We start from the raw sequence: 16,796 nt of genomic DNA on the forward strand, positions 1-16,796 counted from the left end.
TCATTTCCTATACTCGAACTCGTAGTCCCACAACCTGAAAATCAAAATATCAAAGCAAAGATAGCGGAGGTCATTTTGTGATACGGACTCGCAGTCCCTGAGGCTATGGACGACCTTAGCTCTATCTTTAGGGTAATAAAAAAGTCCAGGATGGTAAAATTCATCCTGAACTAATCTTAGGTTGTTTGTCATCTCCGAATGTTACTCAGTAACTAAGGTCAAAGCAGTAGCTGAATGGCAGTTGCTTCCCTGGCGGTCGCACCAACCGATTCAGCCTTGCATGGGCTCACAAACGCCAAACCAGTTGGCTGGTTCGCTCCAAATCACGGCCTTAGTGGATAAGTGCGAACGAAAGGTCGATTCTAATGAATCAACCCTCATTTTCCCAATCAAGCCGTTGAGAGGATTTTATCTTAGTTAAAGTGTTTCGTTTTACCTTTTGCAAACCAAACTTTTGTGGTACCATTTTAATAATGTAAGCGGATACATGATTGAAGGAGGAGATCAAAGATGCGAATGGTAGACATTATTGATCACAAGCGGCAAGGGCAAGAACTTACGGATGAGGAAATCCAATATTTTGTGGACGGAGTTGTCAATCAAACGATTCCGGATTATCAGATTTCAGCTTTGCTAATGGCGATATATTTCCAGTCAATGACAACCAGCGAACAAACAACTTTGACCATGAAAATGATGGAATCTGGTGACCATCTGGATTTAAGTTCAATTCCTGGAATCAAGGTTGATAAACACTCAACTGGTGGGGTTGGCGATAAGACAAGTCTTCCCTTAGCAGCGATGGTAGCCGCTCTGGGAATCCCGGTACCAATGATTTCGGGTCGAGGGCTTGGTCATACTGGGGGAACCTTAGACAAGCTTGAAGCTATTCCAGGCTTTAAAGTGGACCTAAGTGAAGAAGAGTTTAAGGATCAGGTTAAACAAATCGGCTTAGCAATTGTTGGAGCTACTGGTGAAATTGCACCTGCGGATAAGTATATCTATGCTTTACGGGACGTAACCGACACGGTAGATTCAATTCCTCTGATTGCTAGTTCCATTATGAGCAAGAAGATTGCTTCTGGAACGGATGCTTTGATTATTGACGTGAAAACTGGCGCTGGGGCCTTTATGAAGGCTGAAGACGATGCGGTAAAGCTAGCCGAAGCCTTAGTGCGAATTGGCCGCCAAGCGGGACTTGATTGCAAGGCTATCATTTCCGATATGAACCAACCGCTTGGACATAAAGTCGGGAACACCCTTGAAATTGAAGAAACCTTAGATCTTCTAAAGGGAAAGGGACCAGCGGACTTACTTGAACTGGTGCTCACTCTTGGGAGTCAAATGGTGGTGATGGGCAAAAAAGCGTCAGACATCGCGGTGGGACGGAAGATGCTTGAACAAACGATTGAAGATGGTTCAGCCTTAGCAAAGTTTAAAGCGATGATTGAAGCCCAAGGAGGCGATCCCCGGGTGGTTGATGACTATTCCTTAATGCCACATGCTAAACAAAAGGTTGATTTTCTAGCTCCGCGGAGTGGGGTAATTAGTCAACTAACGGCGGATGAAATTGGCGTGGCGGCTATGCTTCTTGGTGGTGGACGGCAGAAGTCCGATGACCAATTAAACTATGGGGTCGGAATTGAAGTCCACAAAAAGATTGGTGAAATCGTTACCAAAGGTGAACCAGTCTTTACCATTCATACCGACCAAGACGATCTAACTGAAGTCAAAGCTCTTTTACGGGCTAGTCTAATGGTTGAAGAAACCGCTCAGGCACCAACCTTGATTCACCAAATTGTGGATCCAAAATAGTTGTTAGAAAGAACAGAAGAGGTTGGCAACAGCTTTTCTTAAATTATGTAATCAAAAGCCGAGAGAGGGTGGGAAGAAACTCAAGTTTCTTCCCACCCTCTTTGTCATCTCCGAATGTTACTCAGTAACTAAGGTCAAAAAGCACGGCCTTAGTGGATAAGTGCGAACGAAAGGTCGATTCTACGAATCAACCTTCGTCCTTCTTATCCCAACCAGGCCGTCAAGGAGCTTTTTTTCCAACCTCTTCGTTAATTCATAAACCCAATCTGATGATCTTTGTTGCTATTAGCAACTTTTTTCATAAAGCCTGGTAGGGCATGGCTGATTTGATGAGGTAAAACGACGTATTGATTAATCGCAATCTCATCAGCGATGGCACTGTGAGCGTAGGTCGCCGCTAAGGTAGCTTGAATGGTATTTTTCCGGAATTGGGCGGTAAAGCCGCCAATCATTCCAGCAAGGGTATCACCCATGCCGCCAACAGCTTGGGCAGCCGAACCGATTGGTAATTTCCAATCACCATCTGGTGTATAAATTTCGGTATGGTGTTTTTTCACGAGGACAATTCCGTTTAGCTTTTCTTGCGCTGACTTGTTAGCTTCAGGAGTTTGGTCCGCAATTTTAATTCCGCTTAATCGTTGCCACTCCATTTGGTGCGGAGTAAAGACTAGTTTTCCGGCTGGTAGCGATAATTTTTCTTTAGCAAGTAAGGTAATGGCGGAACCATCAATCACGACAACTTGATCATCTATGGTATTGGCAAAGACGGTTTTTAAAACTGCTAGGCTCTCAGCTTCTTCGCCTAATCCGGGGCCAATTACAACGGTATTAACTTGGCTTGCCATTTGGGCGAGTTTTTCTTGGTTTTTAAAATCAATCACCATTGCTTCGGGAAGCTGGGTGTGTAAGGCGGTAGCGTTAAGAGGGTCGCAGGCTACCGTAACTAGGCCAGTTCCTGCATAGACTGCGGCAGTAGCAGCCATGATAATGGCTCCACCAAATTGGTGGTTTCCGCCGACTAACAGGATTTTACCAAAGGTACCCTTAAAACTTTCTTGAGGGCGAGGTTTAATAACAGTTTGGAGAATTTCTTCGTTTAATGATTGCATGAAAAAACTTCTTTCTAATTTTCTAAGTATTGGGCGAGGATCTTAAGAACCCCATCATGATTATTATCAACTGGGACATGATGGTTTGCAACTGCTTTCACAGCGGCACTTCCGTTTGGCATCGCATAGGCAAATTTAGCGAGTTTGAGCATACTAATATCGTTACCACCATCGCCAAAAGCAATCAGGTCATTACCAGTTAAGCCCCATTGATTAAGTAATTTATTGAGTGCCCAACCTTTATTAATACCTGGTTTAGTGAGATCCATTGAACCATTACCGCTTGGGGTGACGACTAATTGTTTTTCAAAATGAGCGTCAATTTGGGCTTTAATTCCCGCAACTTCATTATCCGCAACTAAGAAAGAAATTTGGAAGTATTCATCATCTGGAAGGGGAAGCATTTTGGATAAGACCTGGTGTTTGGGATAATAAAAAGCCATGTGTTCTAAGTACTTAACTGATTGGTGCGGTGGAAAGTAGCCGATTTCTTTTCCAGCTAAGGTTGGCCAAATGTCTAATTGGTTGGTTAAGAAAGCAACCACTTCCGTTGCTAGTTGGTAATCGAGGGTTGAAGTAATTATTTCTTGGCCGTGATCAATTATTTGAGCACCGTTTTCTGCAACCACGGTTAAATCATTTGGTTGATCAAAATAGGGTAGCAATACTTGGGCCGGGTCTCCGCTTGCAACGATCACGTGGACGTCTTTAGCAGTTAATTCAGAAAATAGGTGGTTAAAAAGATCCTTATCAAAACTTTTATCATCCCGTAAAAAGGTCCCGTCCATATCAAAGGCGACGGCTTTAAATGGTAATGGCATAGGTATTCCTTTCTGCTAAGTTAAAGTTAGCGGTGAAATTAATCTTTAATAATGGGACTAGCGACTAAAGTCCCACTACCGTTATCATTATGGTATCATTAAATATGAAAAACAATAATGGGAGGCTAAAAAATGACGGACTGGCAAGCAAAAGCAAATGAACAAAAGGAAAATTATTTAAATGATTTAATTTCCTTAGTTAAAATTCCAAGTGTCCGGGATGATAGTAAAGCGACGGATGAATATCCTCTTGGCCCGGCGCCAGCACAAGCTTTAAGTGCCTTTTTGGAGATGGCAGAACAAGATGGTTTTAAGACGAAGAATATCGATAACCTGGTTGGGTACGCTGAATGGGGTCAAGGAGATGAAACCTTAGCTATCCTTGCCCATCTTGATGTGATGCCAGCGGGGAATGGATGGAATTCGGATCCGTTTAATCCAATTATCAAGGATGACAATTTAATAGGCCGGGGAGTTTCTGATGATAAAGGTCCTGGGATGGCAGCTTACTATGCCATGAAAACTTTGAAGGATATGGGCGTGGAACCAAACAAGAAGGTTCGTTTTATTGTTGGAACTGATGAAGAAAGTAATTGGACCGGGATGAAGCGCTACTTTGAAGTCGAACCAGAACCAACTTACGGCTTCTCACCAGATGCTGAATTTCCAGTGATTAACGGGGAAAAAGGACAAGTTTCCTTACTCCTAGATTACCCAGGTGGTAATGACGGGGATGACTTATTACGGTCTTTTAAGGCTGGCTTGCGTTTTAACATGGTTCCGCGGGAAGCTGATGCCGTGGTCGAAACGGCTGATAACGAACAAGCCGTTGCTAAGTTCACTGCCTTTTTGGATGCTAATCCGATTGAAGGAGAATGTGAACTTTCTACTGATGGGCTTCATTTCCAAGTAATTGGGAAAGCTGCCCATGGGATGGAACCAGAAAAAGGGATCAACGCTGCCACATACTTAGCTAAGTTCTTGCAAAGCTTAAGTCTTGGTGGCCAAGCCAAGCAATTCGTTGACTTTGTGGCCGATTTCTTACATCTTGATACTCGTTTTAACAACTTCATGGGGGCTTACCGGGATGACGTAATGGGTGACCTTACGATGAATGTTGGACTTTTGAGCTTTGATGATACTAAGGGTGGCCAAATTGACATGAACTTCCGTTATCCAAAGGGTGTGACCCCTGATGGCCTGCAAGCTAAAGTACTCCCAGTTGCCAAGGAACATGGGATGACGGTCCACTATGAGAAGTTTGAAGTACCACACTATGTAGATGCAAATGACCCACTGGTAAAGACCTTGATGAAGGCTTATATTGACCAAACTGGGGATGAAAATGCTAGACCAGAAGTCGTTGGTGGTGGAACTTATGGTCGCTTGATGAAACGCGGGGTTGCTTTTGGGGCCTTGATGCCTACTACGCCAAATACGATGCATCAAGCTAATGAGTATCAACCTGTTAATGATTTATTGAAGTCGATGGCAATTTATATGCAAGCAATTAATGATTTAGTTACCGATTAATATTTTTGTGGTAAAATAAAATTACAAACATATTCCGGAGGTGGAAGCCATGACAGACTATCAAAATATTTTAGTTGGAATTGATGGTTCAAAACAATCACAGTTAGCGTTTCAAAAATCAGTTGCGATCGCAAAGCGGGATCACGCATGTTTACATTTACTAAGTGTTGTAAATGGGGAACCATATCCAAATGCGATTACCTTTGGAATTTCCGATAAGGGAATTTATGACAAGGTAATCGACAAGATGAAGGCCTTGTTAGCGAAAATGAAGAAGCAAGCGGAAGAAGCAGGAGTCGAAAAGATTGTTACCTCTGTTATGGTTGGTAATGCTAAGGTTGCTTTAACGGAAACTTACCCAGTTGACCATCAAATTGATTTAATCTTAGTTGGGGCAACTGGTTTAAACACTATTGGTCGGATGATTATCGGTTCAACGACGGCTTATATTGTGCGGCAGGCACCATGTGATGTCATCGTAGTAAAGACCAATGCGGAGAACAAGCCAGTTGATCTTAAGCAAGTAACTTATCCGGAAATATAATTTTGATTTTGTGGTAGATTGGCCCAAGTATCAGGAAATTCCTGAACTTGGGTTTTTTTGAAGTCAAAGTTAAGTAAGTGAAATATTACATAATGGTTACAATTTCCTAAGTCCATGATAAAATAATAGTAGTTTTATCGGATGGCTTGGAGGGATGAGCAATGAAGAAAAAGCAACCGTGGACGTGGCTAGGAATCGGGTTAGTAGTAGTTGTCCTGGTTGGTCTAGGAAGTGGCTATTATCACCACACCTATTTTAACCAGAACGTTAAAATTAATGGGATTAAGGTTAGTGGTTTAACTGTAGAACAAGCCTACCAAAAGATAAAAGCAACAAAGGTAACCAACCGGGTTTACCTAAATAATCACCTAGTTTTTGATGGTAAGGATAGCCAACCGGTTTACGGGAAAGATGCAAAGAAAAAACTGAGTCAAATGTTAGCTAAGCAGGCTTCTGTTTTGCCAAGTGATAAGCAGTATAACTTTGTTTTAGCACCCCAAAACACTAATAAATTAGTGGAAGCCGATATGAAGGCAACCTTAGAATTTCGGCTTGGACAGTTGAATGAAGGTAAAAAATTACCAGTGGATGCAAAAGCTGTTTGGCATAATAACAAAGTTTCAGTTATTGAGGCGAAACAAGGAACGGCTTTGGATCAAGAACAAGTCTTAAAGGATTTCGCTAAGGAAAAGTTTGCGCCAACGATTCGACTAACGGCTAAAGTTAAAAAGCCGCTGTCAAGTCAAAGTACAACGGTCCAAAAAGAAAAGCAAGCCTTAAAAAAGTTAAACAATGGTTCGGTTAAGTACCAAGTCGCTGGTCATAATTATCAAGTTAAGGCGACGGAAGTAATTAAAGAAGCTACTTACCAAAATGGTAAGTATCAATTTACTCCAATTAAAGCGGCAACTGTGATCCAAAAAATTAATGCTGAACAAGCTACGCTGGGAAAGAAATTTAAGTTTAAGACCCATGACGGTAAAGTGATCACCACTGCGGCAGATGGTGATTATGGCTGGAAGATCATGACTAGCCGGGCTGCGGATACGATTGGTAATGCGATTGTTAAGAAGCAAGCTTCAGTTGACGCCAAAGCGGATATTTATGGACAAGGTTACGATACCCGAGGAATTGGTTATGGGGTTACCCAAAATGATGGCTTAGGAAATACCTATGCCGAGGTTTCAATTGCCGATCAACATGCTTGGTTCTACCGGGATGGTAAATTAGTTGCTTCGGCTGATGTTGTAACTGGAAAGCATAGTACTGGGGATGATACACCAAAGGGAGTTTGGTACATCATGTATCAACAGATGCATACTACTTTGCGGGGGACTGGCGATAATGGGAAACCATATGCTTCACCAGTTACTTATTGGTCACCATTTACCCTTAGTGGATGTGGATTCCATGATGCTAGTTGGCGGCATAACTGGTCTTCAAGTGCTTACTTGAATGATGGTTCAAATGGTTGTGTCAACATGCATCCAGCCGACGCTGGAACGGCTTTTAAGGCGTTGAGTGTTAAGGAACCAGTTATTATTTACTGAACAAATCTGATTAATAATCTTAAGCAGTTAGTTAACGCTTCTTTGGTTACTGGCTGCTTTTTTGTAATTAATTAATAAAATTTATTAATTTACCCTTCTTTGCTAATTTTGCGGCCTTTTTTTCGTATATATATAGTATAAGGGGGAGAAAAATGAAAATAAGAACAACGTTTTTAATCTTGGCCATGGTAGCAACCTTAGCAAATCCATTATCAGCGCAGGCAGCACCTTTAAGTGAGGATATGGAACAACTAGCTAAAGCCATTGTTCAACAACAAAGAGCACCATTAACACCGGCAGAGCGGGCTGAAATGCCTCTTGATGTACAGGCTGATTTTGACCAGAAACTTTTTTTGCTAACTAATATTTATCAAGAAGCCTTTAAGCAGGGAGTTCAAGCCGGGTTAAAAAACCAGTGGCAACCTAATTATAAAGATGAAGTTGCTTTAGCGGGATACCAGGCAGGCTTTAATCTCGGAAAGAACCTTCAAGAAAAAGATAAATCAGCTTCCGATCGGGTAATCAATGTTAAACCGAGTCAACCAGCTTCAAAAGATAAAGTCGTAATTCCGGTAAATGACGAACCAGAGGGAGTTGGAGATAGCATTCCAGAAATAACCCCTTCAGTTACAGAAGATGCTCAAGTGCAAACTGATAATACGGATTATTCTAATCAGGTTCCCACGCCTAGCCGGCAAGCCTTTATTGAAAAAATAGCACCGGTTGCTCAGGAGATTGCGGCAGCGCATGATTTATATCCATCCGTTTTGATTGCTCAGGCTGCTTTAGAAAGTGACTTTGGATCCAGTGACCTTGCTCGGCAACATCATAATTATTTCGGGATTAAAGGTTTTTTCCAAAGTCAAGGGGTGAGCTTACCAACGGTAGAACATTTAAACGGTCGAGATATAAAGGTGATGGGGACTTTCCGTCATTATCCAAATGATATGGCTTCTTTAGAGGATTACGCTAGCGTCTTAAACCAGCCACTTTATGTAAATGTACACCGTAAATTCGCTTCAACTTACCGCCAGGCAACCTATGCCTTAACGGGGAAGTATGCGACTGATCCCAACTATAACCGGAAGTTAAACGCGATTATTGAGGGTTATGGGCTTGTATGACTATGGCAAACGGACTGGTGAATCAGGCCGGAGCAAATCTAATAAAGCTCAGGTTAATCAACCTAGTACAAAATATCACCCAAACAAACCAGGCACCTCAGCTGTTGGACCGGTTAAAACTGACTGGACTCTTCCCATGGTTAGCGGTGCCGGTTCGGTCGGAATCCTTGAATTAATTCGACGAATGTGGCGGTAGTTAGAGAGTTAGAAAGAAGCTTCTAAAAATTTATGTAGAATAAATAATAGACGAGGTCGGGAAAAAAGTGTTTCTTCCTAGCCTCGTCTATTGGTTTACCAAGATCAGTTAAAAATCAGTGATCTTGGTCTACTATGATTATCTTTATGAGTTGGGTTACCGAATTTTCTTCAACTTATCGTCGATCATTCCCAAAACGATCTCAACATTCTTGGGATCATCTAAATTATATTGGTCAAGATCAATCTTCATCTTTGGACTAGCATCGTAATCCTGGTACCAATCTTTGTAAGCAGACCACATTTTATAGTAGTAATCCTTTAGTTCAGGATTATTATCGATTTGTTCATAGTCACGGCCTCGCTTTTTGATCCGGTACAGGATGGTTTCAAAGGTGGTTTCAGAATAAACCATTAAGTCAGGTGCCTTTTTGGGAAGCCGAGTTAGTTCTTGCATCATGTTATCGAGTAATTGTAAGTAAACTTGGAGTTCAGTATCCGAAATATTGCCTTCCGCGTTGTTTTCCTTAGTAAACAACGCATCCTCATAGATTGAACGGTCCAAAACATTATTGTCGTTTGACAAAGCTTGCTTGATCATTGAAAAACGTTTGTTAAGGAAGTAAATTTGTAACAGAAAACCGTACTGTTTTGGGTTCTTATAGTACAATGGAAGCACTGGGTTTTCACCCACTGGTTCAAAAAAGGCCTTAGTGTTTAAATGTTTAGCAATTTTGCCTGTTAAAGTAGTTTTACCGACACCAATCATTCCAGCTGTAATTATCACCATAATTGCCCCTCTTTAATTTTTTTTGCAACGTTAATAATCTTACTACAAACTAAAGATAGACAAAAGGATTGACTTTTGAATGAGAAAGGGTTTTGTATGTTAAAAATGAATGAATCCGAGATCAGAGAAGCACTTTTGATTAGTCAACAACAAGGGACACTAGTCGAGGTCTATAACTTTGCGGACAACGATACTTTTAATGTGGGCTTTGTTTTAGCCACTGACCAAACCTTCACCTTGATTTTAACTTTGGATTGGGATGCCAAATTAAACGGAATCACTGCCATCCGCTTGAGTAGTATTCATGCTGTGCGCAGTCAAACTGATTATTTAACGACAGTCTCCTTTAAGAGTCAGGTAGCCCAAGAACACGATTATTTTGATTTGTGGGGTCTCCAAGCTTACCTAGCTAACCAAGATTATCAAAACCACCCCATTTTACTAACGTTAGTTAAAGATGCCTATGATCACCATTTACCGGTTGTGATTGGAACTAATAAGTATAAGGGACGGGATGACTTTGAAGGTGTGATTGCAGATTTTGAGGGAATCAAGATTAACTTGCATTACTATAATGAGCACGACCTTTCTTCTTTGTGGGAGTACGAAATTCTCTTAGCCAAGATTGATTATTTGCGGATGCGGGGTAGTCAAGCGGCCACGACAGCCAAGGTTTTTCAGGACGTTTTCCATCAGACTGTCTAACTAGCCTTTTATTGCAAAATAAGGTAAAATGTTTACCAAATTAGCCAGGAGGACGCGACAATGGCAAAAAAAGTGACAATTAAAGATTTAGCCAAGGCAGCTGGTGTTTCAGTTACTACGGTTTCCCAAATTCTCAATGGTAAGGGGGCCCGTTTTAGTGAAGAAACTCGCGATCGGGTTCACCGGCTAAAAGCAGAATTAAATTATGTTCCAGATTTTAATGCTCGAAATTTAATCTTACATTCATCTAAGACAATTGGGGTTCTTGTTCCCAATATTGGTAATCCTTTCTTCTCTTCCTTTACTCGGGGAATTCAAGAAGTATGTCGGGAAAAAGAGTACATGCCTCTGGTGTTCAGTGCCAATCACGAAGTTGAACTTGAACGGTACTATCTAAGCCGGTTAGTAGAACGGTCGGTTGATGGGTTAATCATTGCTTCATCAACTATTACTAACGAAACGATCGATGAAATTCTAAAGCCAAACGGGATCCCCTACCTTTTGTTTGATCAAAACCAAGCCCATGGTCAAGGTGATCGAGTTGCTGTGGATGATTATCAAGGGGGAAAATTAGCAGCGGAACACCTCCTAAAATTGGGGCATAAGAAGCTAGTGATGTACTTACCGGAACAGCCAACTGAAAACGTACTTAATCGGTTAGCGGGCTTTAAGAATGCCTTAAATACAGCGGGGGTGGCTTTTGATGAAACTAATATTGTAAAAACGGAATTTACTAAGCAGGGGGGCTATAAAAATACCGTAGCCGTCTTGGCAAAGCAACCAACGGCGGTTTTTTGTGCTAACGATGAATTAGCCATCGGCCTTTACCGTGGTCTAACCGAACGTAATATTGTAGTACCACGTCAGATTTCAATTATTGGTTTTGATGACATTGACTTAGATGAATACGTTACTCCAGCTTTAACGACGATCCACCAGCCAATTCAACAATTAGGGAATGAAGCGGCAAAGCTGATTTTTAAACGTTTAAGTGATAAAGAAGGTAAGTTAAGCCAACAATTAGTCAAAATGCCGGTTAACTTGATTGAACGGGCAAGTACTGCCCAGGTTGAAGGTTAAAATGAGCAAAAGAAACTTAAAACAGCAACCCCTTTGGGTACGGGTGGTAATCATGATCTTTTTTGCCTTGGCTATTCAATTACCACCGATTTTCCTAATTTATGCTCGTAAAGAAAATAAGTTAAGTTGGATTGGGGCCTATTTCGTGAGCTTTTTAGTTCTTTTGGGCTTGGCGCTCTGGGTGAGCCAACAACTTGGTAAGAGCTCAAAGCCGATGATGACAAGGCAGATGAAAATTGATTGGGTTTTGGGTGGCTGGTTAGCCGTCTTTTGTGCCCAATTCTTTTTTGGTACTCTAAACCAGTTGATTTATCATCAAACCCAAACAGCCAATAATCAGATTATTATTAAATTGATGAGCCATCAATCAGCAATTATGTATGCGATGGCATTTGGTGCCGTCGTGCTTAGTCCAATTACCGAAGAATTAATTTTTCGACGAATTTTCATTGATATGTTTTTTGACTCATCGATGCTTTGGTGGCCGACTTTAATCTCAGGATTAATTTTCTCAGCTGAGCATGCAAGTACCAATCCCCTTAGTTTTTTGATTTATTTTGCGATGGGGGTAATTTTAGCCTTTGTTTACCAAAAAACACGGCGGCTTTCTTGCTCGGTTATGATTCATGGGTTGAATAATTTGTTAGCAATGAGTGCAATACTGTTAAATCTTGGAATTTAAGTGGAGGATTAAGAAAGAATGGGTTGGATTAGAATTAAGAATATGGTTTTCCATACCTTTAATGGAGTACTATCAGAAGAAAAAAAGTTGGGGCAACGTTTAGAAGTGGATGTTGAATTAAATTTCCCAATTGAAAAGCAAGTTTTGCATGATGATTTAAATGAAACCGTCAATTATGCGGCTGTTTATCAAGCTGTGGAAGCATTTATCCAAACTCACAACTATAATTTAATTGAAAGTTTAGCAAACCGAGTTGCAGACACTGTTTTAGCAAAATATTCCCAAATTCAAACTATCAAAGTCCGGATACGGAAATATGCGGTACCAATCAATGGAATCTTTGATCATGTTGAAATCGAGGTTGAAAAACAAAATGCTTAATCAGGTCTACCTTAGTCTGGGAAGCAATATTGGTGACCGGATGCAACATCTTCAACGAGCGGTGGAGATGTTACAATTACGGCCAGAAAATCAACTGCTCGCAATATCGCCGGTTTTTGAAACGGAACCGGTCGGTGGGGTACAGCAACGTTCTTTTTATAATATTGCTTTGAAGTTAACAACCTCCTTGAATGCTGCTGATCTATTGAAGTATTTACATGTAATTGAACGATCGCTCCGGCGGCAACGGTTAATTCACTGGGGCCCTCGGACAATTGACCTTGATATTCTCTATTTTAATAATGAAGAATATCGAAGTGCGACTTTAAAGATTCCCCACCCCGAGATTAAGAATCGCCGCTTTGTTATAGAACCGCTTTTAACAATTGTTACAGAAGATGATTTCCACCAAAGACTTACTGACTTGTTAGCTACAACGCCGGACCACAATTGGTTAAAGATAATTCGAGAAAAAGAGGATGTTAACCCATGGATCAGATGAGAATTGAGAAAGCAGTACATGAATTGTTACTTGCGATTGGTGAAGATCCCAATCGTGAAGGCTTACAAGAAACACCCCAGCGGGTGGCCAAGATGTATGCTGAGGTATTTAATTCTATAGGAAAGAAACCCGAAGAGGTGGCAACATATAAGACTTTTTCAGTAAATGATCAACCGGAAATGGTTTTAGTTCAAGCAATTCCTTTTTATTCAATGTGTGAGCACCACTTACTCCCCTTCTTTGGGACAGTTAATGTTGCTTATGTTCCAAAAAACGGTAAGGTAATCGGTTTAAGTAAGATTCCGCGATTAGTTGATTTTGTGACTAAGAAACCGGGGATGCAAGAACGGGTCACAACGGAGCTAGTGGCTGAATTAACACGGATTCTAGCTCCAGCCGGAGTAGCAGTTACGGTTGCTGCTCGACACCTATGTATGGAAATGCGGGGTGTCCAAAAGACGGGGCAATTTACGTATACGGATCGGTTTACTGGGGTTTTTAAGACTGACCTTACTTTACGGCAAGAATTTTTACATCAATCACGAGGCCAAAATGGCAAATTATGAAGCAATCATTAACCAATTTTCACCATTAATGAAGGCTGGTGAAAATGATCGGGTTGGCCTTTTACGGCGGATCTTAGTCGTTCTTGGTAACCCAGATCGGCAATACAAAATCATCCACATAGCGGGAACTAATGGAAAAGGTTCAACTGGGCAGATTATTACTCAGGCTTTAATGACTAAGGGATATAAAGTTGGTCATTTTGCTAGTCCTGCAATGCTTGATGATCGAGAACAAGTCCAAATTAATAATCGGTGGGTAACCAAAAGAGCATTTGTTAAAGCGTATGAAACTATTTGTCAAAAACTACCAGCTGAGATCATTTCAACTGATTTAACCGTCTTTGAATGGTGGACGCTCATTGCTTTACAAGTTTTTGCTGACGAAAAGGTTGATTGGGCAGTGATTGAAGTTGGCTTAGGAGGGGAAAATGATGCCACTAATGCAATTTCTGCTCCTCAACTGGCCGTCATTACCCACCTCGCCTTAGACCATACTCGGATTTTAGGATCAACCTTAACGGCAATTGCCAAAGCCAAAGCGGGGATCTTTAAGACCGGTAGTCAAGCTGCAATTATTGCTCCCGGTCAAGTTCCTGAAGCTTTAGCTGTCTTGAAACAACGGGCAGGAGAAGTTCAGCTACCGCTAATTTCGGCAACTACCTTTCCAGCTGAGTGGGTTGCAAAAGATCGGGTTAAGGTTAAATTTAAAGGACAAACGGTTATTAGCAATTTTGGCTTATTGGGAGAGTACCAACTGGCTAACCTAAAAACGGCATTGGCAGCATTAACAGTACTATCGATTAGCTGGACTGCTACTGAGATTGAAAATTTTTTGAGTCAAGTTAACCTTCCAGGTCGTTTTCAGCTAATTAACCAGCAACCGATTGAAATTATTGATGGCGCACACAATCCGGATGGTGCTAAACATCTAATTACAGCTTTAAGAAGTCAATTTCCTAACCGAAAGTTTACTTTTATTTTGGGCTTCTTAGCTGATAAAAATGTTAGTCAAATGGTCAAAGATTACCAAAAATGTGGGACGGCTTTTTACTTAGTTACGCCTGATAATCCAAAGCGAGCGTTAGAAGCTGATGCGCTCCGCCAAGTTCTCCCACGGGGAATTGTATGTCAAGATGTTAGGGTGGCTCTAAAAACAGCTGAACAAGTAGCAGACGAACAAACAATCATTGTTGTTACGGGATCATTTTATTTAATTAAAGATATTTTAAAATTTAAGAGGTTAAGCAAATGCAACTCGAATTTGTAATTGCAACTAATAATGACTTTAAAATTAGTGAGCTAACCCGAGAACTAAAATTTTTCGGTGCCCAGGGGCTTTCCTATGTTGAAGTTCTTGGAAAACAGTTAACTTTTCCACCGGAAGGAACAACCAGTTATCAAGCAAATGCAAGTAAAAAAGCTGAATTTATTAGTCAATTCTTACCGGATCGCTTAGTGATTGCGGATGATTCGGGAATCGAACTCGCAGGCCACCCAGATGAACTAGGGGTACAAACGGCTCGGCAGTTAAAAGCCAAGTACGGCACTCAAGCTGTCAATCAAGCCTTAATTAACCGGGCGGTCGAGCCGAGTCGCGGTTTTAAAATGCAAACGGTAATTGCACTTGCTCGAAATGGTTACACCCTCGCTACTTATCAAGGAGTTTTAGTGGGACGGATTGCCAAACATATCTCTCCGGTTGGACATGGCCTTGACCAAATCCTGATTCCAGCTGGGTTAGACCAAGTCTTAGGGAGCTTACCAACACCTGAATTCGTCAAGTTTGATCATCGAAGTAAAGCCGTTGCGGCGTTAATGAAAGGAGTACAAAATGTACTTAAAAAAATGGAATTTTAATCAATCATCGGAACCAACTACTCAAATTTTGGCAAATCTTGTAAACAAGCAAGGTTGGCTTCCTTTGCTATGGTCTGAAATGGGTAACAGAAAGAAGCAAGTAAGGTTGCTACTTAGTCAGTTTGATTTAGCTATCGTTGAATTAGCAGGAGGAGCGTTCGGCTTTGTTTTACCAATTTCAGCTTGGCCAACTTTTACTCAACGGGTACGAAAACAATTTGCAGATGATCAGCAAATTTTGGCTGATTTGGCAAATCTAGAGGTAACTATTGCAGTATACTGGCAAGCGGGACGCTTTCGCTTCAATCTTACTAAGCACCCCTTGATCTATGGGATTTTAAATATAACTCCGGATTCCTTTTATGATGGGGGCCGCTTTAATAGTCATTCTGCAATGGTTAAGCAAATTGAAAAAATGGTGGCAGCAGGTGCTGACATTATTGAACCAGGGGGGCAAACAACAAAACCAGGACACTTCGTTGAGGTTACACCAGAAGAAGAATGGCAACGGATTGCTCCCGCAATTGAATTAATCCAGGATCGTTATCCGCAGGTCGCTATTGCTGTCGATACTTATAAGTTACCTGTTATGGAGCGGGCGTTAGCGGCTGGGGTTGATATTATTAATGATGTTAACGGCTTTGAAACCGCAGAAAAGCGGCAACTCTTAGCCAAATATTCAAAGGTCGGTCTAGTTACTATGCATTCAAGTCGTGGCCATGAATACGAAAATCTAACCAACGGGATGAAAAAATTCTTCAAGGCTAATCTTGCTGAATTGATCGCAGCAGGCATTGATCGCGAACGGATTTGTTTAGATCAAGGAATTGGTTATGCCAAGGTAGCGGATGGTTATCAAGATTTTGCTATGATGAATAATCTTGCCGAGTTAAATGAATTTCACCGTCCAATCATGGTGGCAATTTCCCGGAAGGGCTTTGGGCAAAAACTATTTGGTTTGCCAAAAGAAAAGCGACTAGGAGTGACCCTAATCGCAGAAACGGCGATGTTTTTAGCTGGTGGGCGGGTGCTCCGCGTCCATGATGTCGAAGAGACGCAACAGTTGGTAAAATTGATTGAAACAATCAAGTCAAGTTACTGGACGTTACCAGGGCATTACGAGGAGAAAAATTGAGTTTGCGATTAAACAGGTCCGGGCTAGTCGAGGATTCCCAAAGGTGAGACGTAAACGCCGAAAACTTAGTTCGGTAATCGCGATGGTAAGTAGTAAAAGGATGATTTGGGTAAGGTGAAGCCCCAAAAAAATTGGAAAGGTAACGATTGTAACGGCAATTCGCAAACTCAAAATTAAAGCCAGTAGAAGCCGGGTGAAACTCCCAAAAAAAGATAGTTCTTTTTCAGTACTTGCGGTGAGACTTCGATGATAGACCAGGATAATGAGAATTACCAAGATCCAACTAGCAGTACTTAAGATCATAGTTTCCCCTCCCTTCAATACTTTCTTTCATTTTACCATGTTGGATAGGGAGGGCGACTTGAAAAATTATTAAAAACGTGTAAACTAACTCTTATTGTAGAAAG

General features: G+C 41.3%; 18 protein-coding genes. 14 read left to right on the forward strand and 4 right to left on the reverse strand.

The genetic code is table 11. From position 1 onward, the window contains the following. Nucleotides 1–510: 510 nt before the first annotated feature. On the forward strand, nucleotides 511–1,815 hold the full coding sequence (locus tag H5993_RS03890) for a pyrimidine-nucleoside phosphorylase (RefSeq protein WP_204776298.1): 1,305 nt from the start codon (nucleotides 511–513) through the stop codon (nucleotides 1,813–1,815). Between the two features lie 248 nt (nucleotides 1,816–2,063). On the opposite strand, the gene H5993_RS03895 is transcribed toward H5993_RS03890, so the two are convergent. Together H5993_RS03895 and H5993_RS03900 are read right to left on the reverse strand one after the other, a co-directional pair. Next, complete coding sequence (locus H5993_RS03895; protein WP_204776299.1) at nucleotides 2,064–2,924, reverse strand: NAD(P)H-hydrate dehydratase; 861 nt, start codon at nucleotides 2,922–2,924, stop codon at nucleotides 2,064–2,066. 14 nt (nucleotides 2,925–2,938) lie between these two features. Continuing rightward, nucleotides 2,939–3,745 (reverse strand): Cof-type HAD-IIB family hydrolase, encoded by an 807-nt coding sequence (locus H5993_RS03900; protein ID WP_204776300.1) that lies wholly within the window; start codon nucleotides 3,743–3,745, stop codon nucleotides 2,939–2,941. 132 nt (nucleotides 3,746–3,877) lie between these two features. On the opposite strand from H5993_RS03900, the gene pepV reads away from it, so the two are divergent. The 4 genes from pepV (at nucleotide 3,878) to H5993_RS03920 (ending at nucleotide 8,496) form a co-directional block, all read left to right on the forward strand. Continuing rightward, a complete protein-coding gene (pepV, locus tag H5993_RS03905; protein ID WP_204776301.1) occupies nucleotides 3,878–5,278 on the forward strand; it encodes a dipeptidase PepV in 1,401 nt (466 codons plus the stop codon). 49 nt (nucleotides 5,279–5,327) lie between these two features. Continuing rightward, the gene (locus H5993_RS03910; protein WP_204776302.1) at nucleotides 5,328–5,822 is read left to right on the forward strand and encodes a universal stress protein; all 495 of its coding nucleotides are present in this window, start codon (nucleotides 5,328–5,330) and stop codon (nucleotides 5,820–5,822) included. A 161-nt stretch (nucleotides 5,823–5,983) separates the two neighbouring features. Beyond that, the gene (locus tag H5993_RS03915; protein ID WP_204776303.1) at nucleotides 5,984–7,372 is read left to right on the forward strand and encodes a L,D-transpeptidase; all 1,389 of its coding nucleotides are present in this window, start codon (nucleotides 5,984–5,986) and stop codon (nucleotides 7,370–7,372) included. Between the two features lie 152 nt (nucleotides 7,373–7,524). Beyond that, on the forward strand, nucleotides 7,525–8,496 hold the full coding sequence (locus tag H5993_RS03920) for a glycoside hydrolase family 73 protein (protein WP_204776304.1): 972 nt from the start codon (nucleotides 7,525–7,527) through the stop codon (nucleotides 8,494–8,496). 352 nt (nucleotides 8,497–8,848) lie between these two features. Here the strand turns inward: H5993_RS03920 and H5993_RS03925 are convergent, their stop codons facing one another. Next, nucleotides 8,849–9,481: a deoxynucleoside kinase gene (locus H5993_RS03925; protein ID WP_180871767.1), complete on the reverse strand. Its 633-nt coding sequence runs from the start codon at nucleotides 9,479–9,481 to the stop codon at nucleotides 8,849–8,851. Nucleotides 9,482–9,577: 96 nt separating this feature from the next. On the opposite strand from H5993_RS03925, the gene H5993_RS03930 reads away from it, so the two are divergent. Genes H5993_RS03930 through folP form a run of 9 tightly spaced genes read left to right on the forward strand, consistent with a single transcriptional unit; the run spans nucleotide 9,578 to nucleotide 16,389 of the window. Further along, nucleotides 9,578–10,186, forward strand: a complete 609-nt coding sequence (locus tag H5993_RS03930; RefSeq protein WP_204776305.1) for a hypothetical protein — start codon at nucleotides 9,578–9,580, stop codon at nucleotides 10,184–10,186. 60 nt (nucleotides 10,187–10,246) lie between these two features. After that, entirely contained in the window at nucleotides 10,247–11,266 is a 1,020-nt protein-coding gene (gene rbsR, locus H5993_RS03935; protein ID WP_204776306.1) for a ribose utilization transcriptional repressor RbsR, read from the forward strand. Between the two features lies 1 nt (nucleotide 11,267). After that, entirely contained in the window at nucleotides 11,268–11,948 is a 681-nt protein-coding gene (locus H5993_RS03940) for a CPBP family intramembrane glutamic endopeptidase (RefSeq protein WP_204776307.1), read from the forward strand. Nucleotides 11,949–11,966: 18 nt separating this feature from the next. Next, a complete protein-coding gene (gene folB, locus H5993_RS03945; protein ID WP_204776308.1) occupies nucleotides 11,967–12,329 on the forward strand; it encodes a dihydroneopterin aldolase in 363 nt (120 codons plus the stop codon). Next, nucleotides 12,322–12,831 (forward strand): 2-amino-4-hydroxy-6-hydroxymethyldihydropteridine diphosphokinase, encoded by a 510-nt coding sequence (gene folK, locus H5993_RS03950; protein WP_204776309.1) that lies wholly within the window; start codon nucleotides 12,322–12,324, stop codon nucleotides 12,829–12,831. The genes folB and folK overlap by 8 nt, the downstream gene beginning before the upstream one ends. Continuing rightward, nucleotides 12,819–13,397: a GTP cyclohydrolase I FolE gene (gene folE, locus H5993_RS03955; protein WP_204776310.1), complete on the forward strand. Its 579-nt coding sequence runs from the start codon at nucleotides 12,819–12,821 to the stop codon at nucleotides 13,395–13,397. Before folK ends, folE begins: the two co-directional genes overlap by 13 nt. Further along, nucleotides 13,384–14,664 carry a bifunctional folylpolyglutamate synthase/dihydrofolate synthase gene (locus H5993_RS03960; protein WP_239457972.1) on the forward strand — a complete coding sequence of 427 codons (1,281 nt, stop codon included), beginning with the start codon at nucleotides 13,384–13,386 and terminating at the stop codon, nucleotides 14,662–14,664. Before folE ends, H5993_RS03960 begins: the two co-directional genes overlap by 14 nt. Then, nucleotides 14,646–15,254 (forward strand): non-canonical purine NTP pyrophosphatase, encoded by a 609-nt coding sequence (locus H5993_RS03965; protein ID WP_204776311.1) that lies wholly within the window; start codon nucleotides 14,646–14,648, stop codon nucleotides 15,252–15,254. The genes H5993_RS03960 and H5993_RS03965 overlap by 19 nt, the downstream gene beginning before the upstream one ends. After that, on the forward strand, nucleotides 15,229–16,389 hold the full coding sequence (gene folP, locus H5993_RS03970) for a dihydropteroate synthase (protein WP_204776312.1): 1,161 nt from the start codon (nucleotides 15,229–15,231) through the stop codon (nucleotides 16,387–16,389). Before H5993_RS03965 ends, folP begins: the two co-directional genes overlap by 26 nt. Here the strand turns inward: folP and H5993_RS03975 are convergent. Beyond that, nucleotides 16,360–16,692 (reverse strand): hypothetical protein, encoded by a 333-nt coding sequence (locus H5993_RS03975; RefSeq protein WP_204776313.1) that lies wholly within the window; start codon nucleotides 16,690–16,692, stop codon nucleotides 16,360–16,362. The two genes, folP and H5993_RS03975, sit on opposite strands and share 30 nt — an antisense overlap. Nucleotides 16,693–16,796: the final 104 nt, after the last annotated feature.

The organism is Limosilactobacillus alvi, from assembly GCF_016900115.1.
GTDB lineage: Bacteria > Bacillota > Bacilli > Lactobacillales > Lactobacillaceae > Limosilactobacillus > Limosilactobacillus alvi.

Coding starts and splice junctions, on each gene's coding strand:
- H5993_RS03890 (WP_204776298.1), top strand. CDS start 511: ATGCGAATGGTAGACATTATTGATCACAAGCGGCAAGGGCAAGAACTT.
- H5993_RS03895 (WP_204776299.1), bottom strand. CDS start 2,924: ATGCAATCATTAAACGAAGAAATTCTCCAAACTGTTATTAAACCTCGC.
- H5993_RS03900 (WP_204776300.1), bottom strand. CDS start 3,745: ATGCCATTACCATTTAAAGCCGTCGCCTTTGATATGGACGGGACCTTT.
- pepV (WP_204776301.1), top strand. CDS start 3,878: ATGACGGACTGGCAAGCAAAAGCAAATGAACAAAAGGAAAATTATTTA.
- H5993_RS03910 (WP_204776302.1), top strand. CDS start 5,328: ATGACAGACTATCAAAATATTTTAGTTGGAATTGATGGTTCAAAACAA.
- H5993_RS03915 (WP_204776303.1), top strand. CDS start 5,984: ATGAAGAAAAAGCAACCGTGGACGTGGCTAGGAATCGGGTTAGTAGTA.
- H5993_RS03920 (WP_204776304.1), top strand. CDS start 7,525: ATGAAAATAAGAACAACGTTTTTAATCTTGGCCATGGTAGCAACCTTA.
- H5993_RS03925 (WP_180871767.1), bottom strand. CDS start 9,481: ATGGTGATAATTACAGCTGGAATGATTGGTGTCGGTAAAACTACTTTA.
- H5993_RS03930 (WP_204776305.1), top strand. CDS start 9,578: ATGTTAAAAATGAATGAATCCGAGATCAGAGAAGCACTTTTGATTAGT.
- rbsR (WP_204776306.1), top strand. CDS start 10,247: ATGGCAAAAAAAGTGACAATTAAAGATTTAGCCAAGGCAGCTGGTGTT.
- H5993_RS03940 (WP_204776307.1), top strand. CDS start 11,268: ATGAGCAAAAGAAACTTAAAACAGCAACCCCTTTGGGTACGGGTGGTA.
- folB (WP_204776308.1), top strand. CDS start 11,967: ATGGGTTGGATTAGAATTAAGAATATGGTTTTCCATACCTTTAATGGA.
- folK (WP_204776309.1), top strand. CDS start 12,322: ATGCTTAATCAGGTCTACCTTAGTCTGGGAAGCAATATTGGTGACCGG.
- folE (WP_204776310.1), top strand. CDS start 12,819: ATGGATCAGATGAGAATTGAGAAAGCAGTACATGAATTGTTACTTGCG.
- H5993_RS03960 (WP_239457972.1), top strand. CDS start 13,384: ATGGCAAATTATGAAGCAATCATTAACCAATTTTCACCATTAATGAAG.
- H5993_RS03965 (WP_204776311.1), top strand. CDS start 14,646: ATGCAACTCGAATTTGTAATTGCAACTAATAATGACTTTAAAATTAGT.
- folP (WP_204776312.1), top strand. CDS start 15,229: ATGTACTTAAAAAAATGGAATTTTAATCAATCATCGGAACCAACTACT.
- H5993_RS03975 (WP_204776313.1), bottom strand. CDS start 16,692: ATGATCTTAAGTACTGCTAGTTGGATCTTGGTAATTCTCATTATCCTG.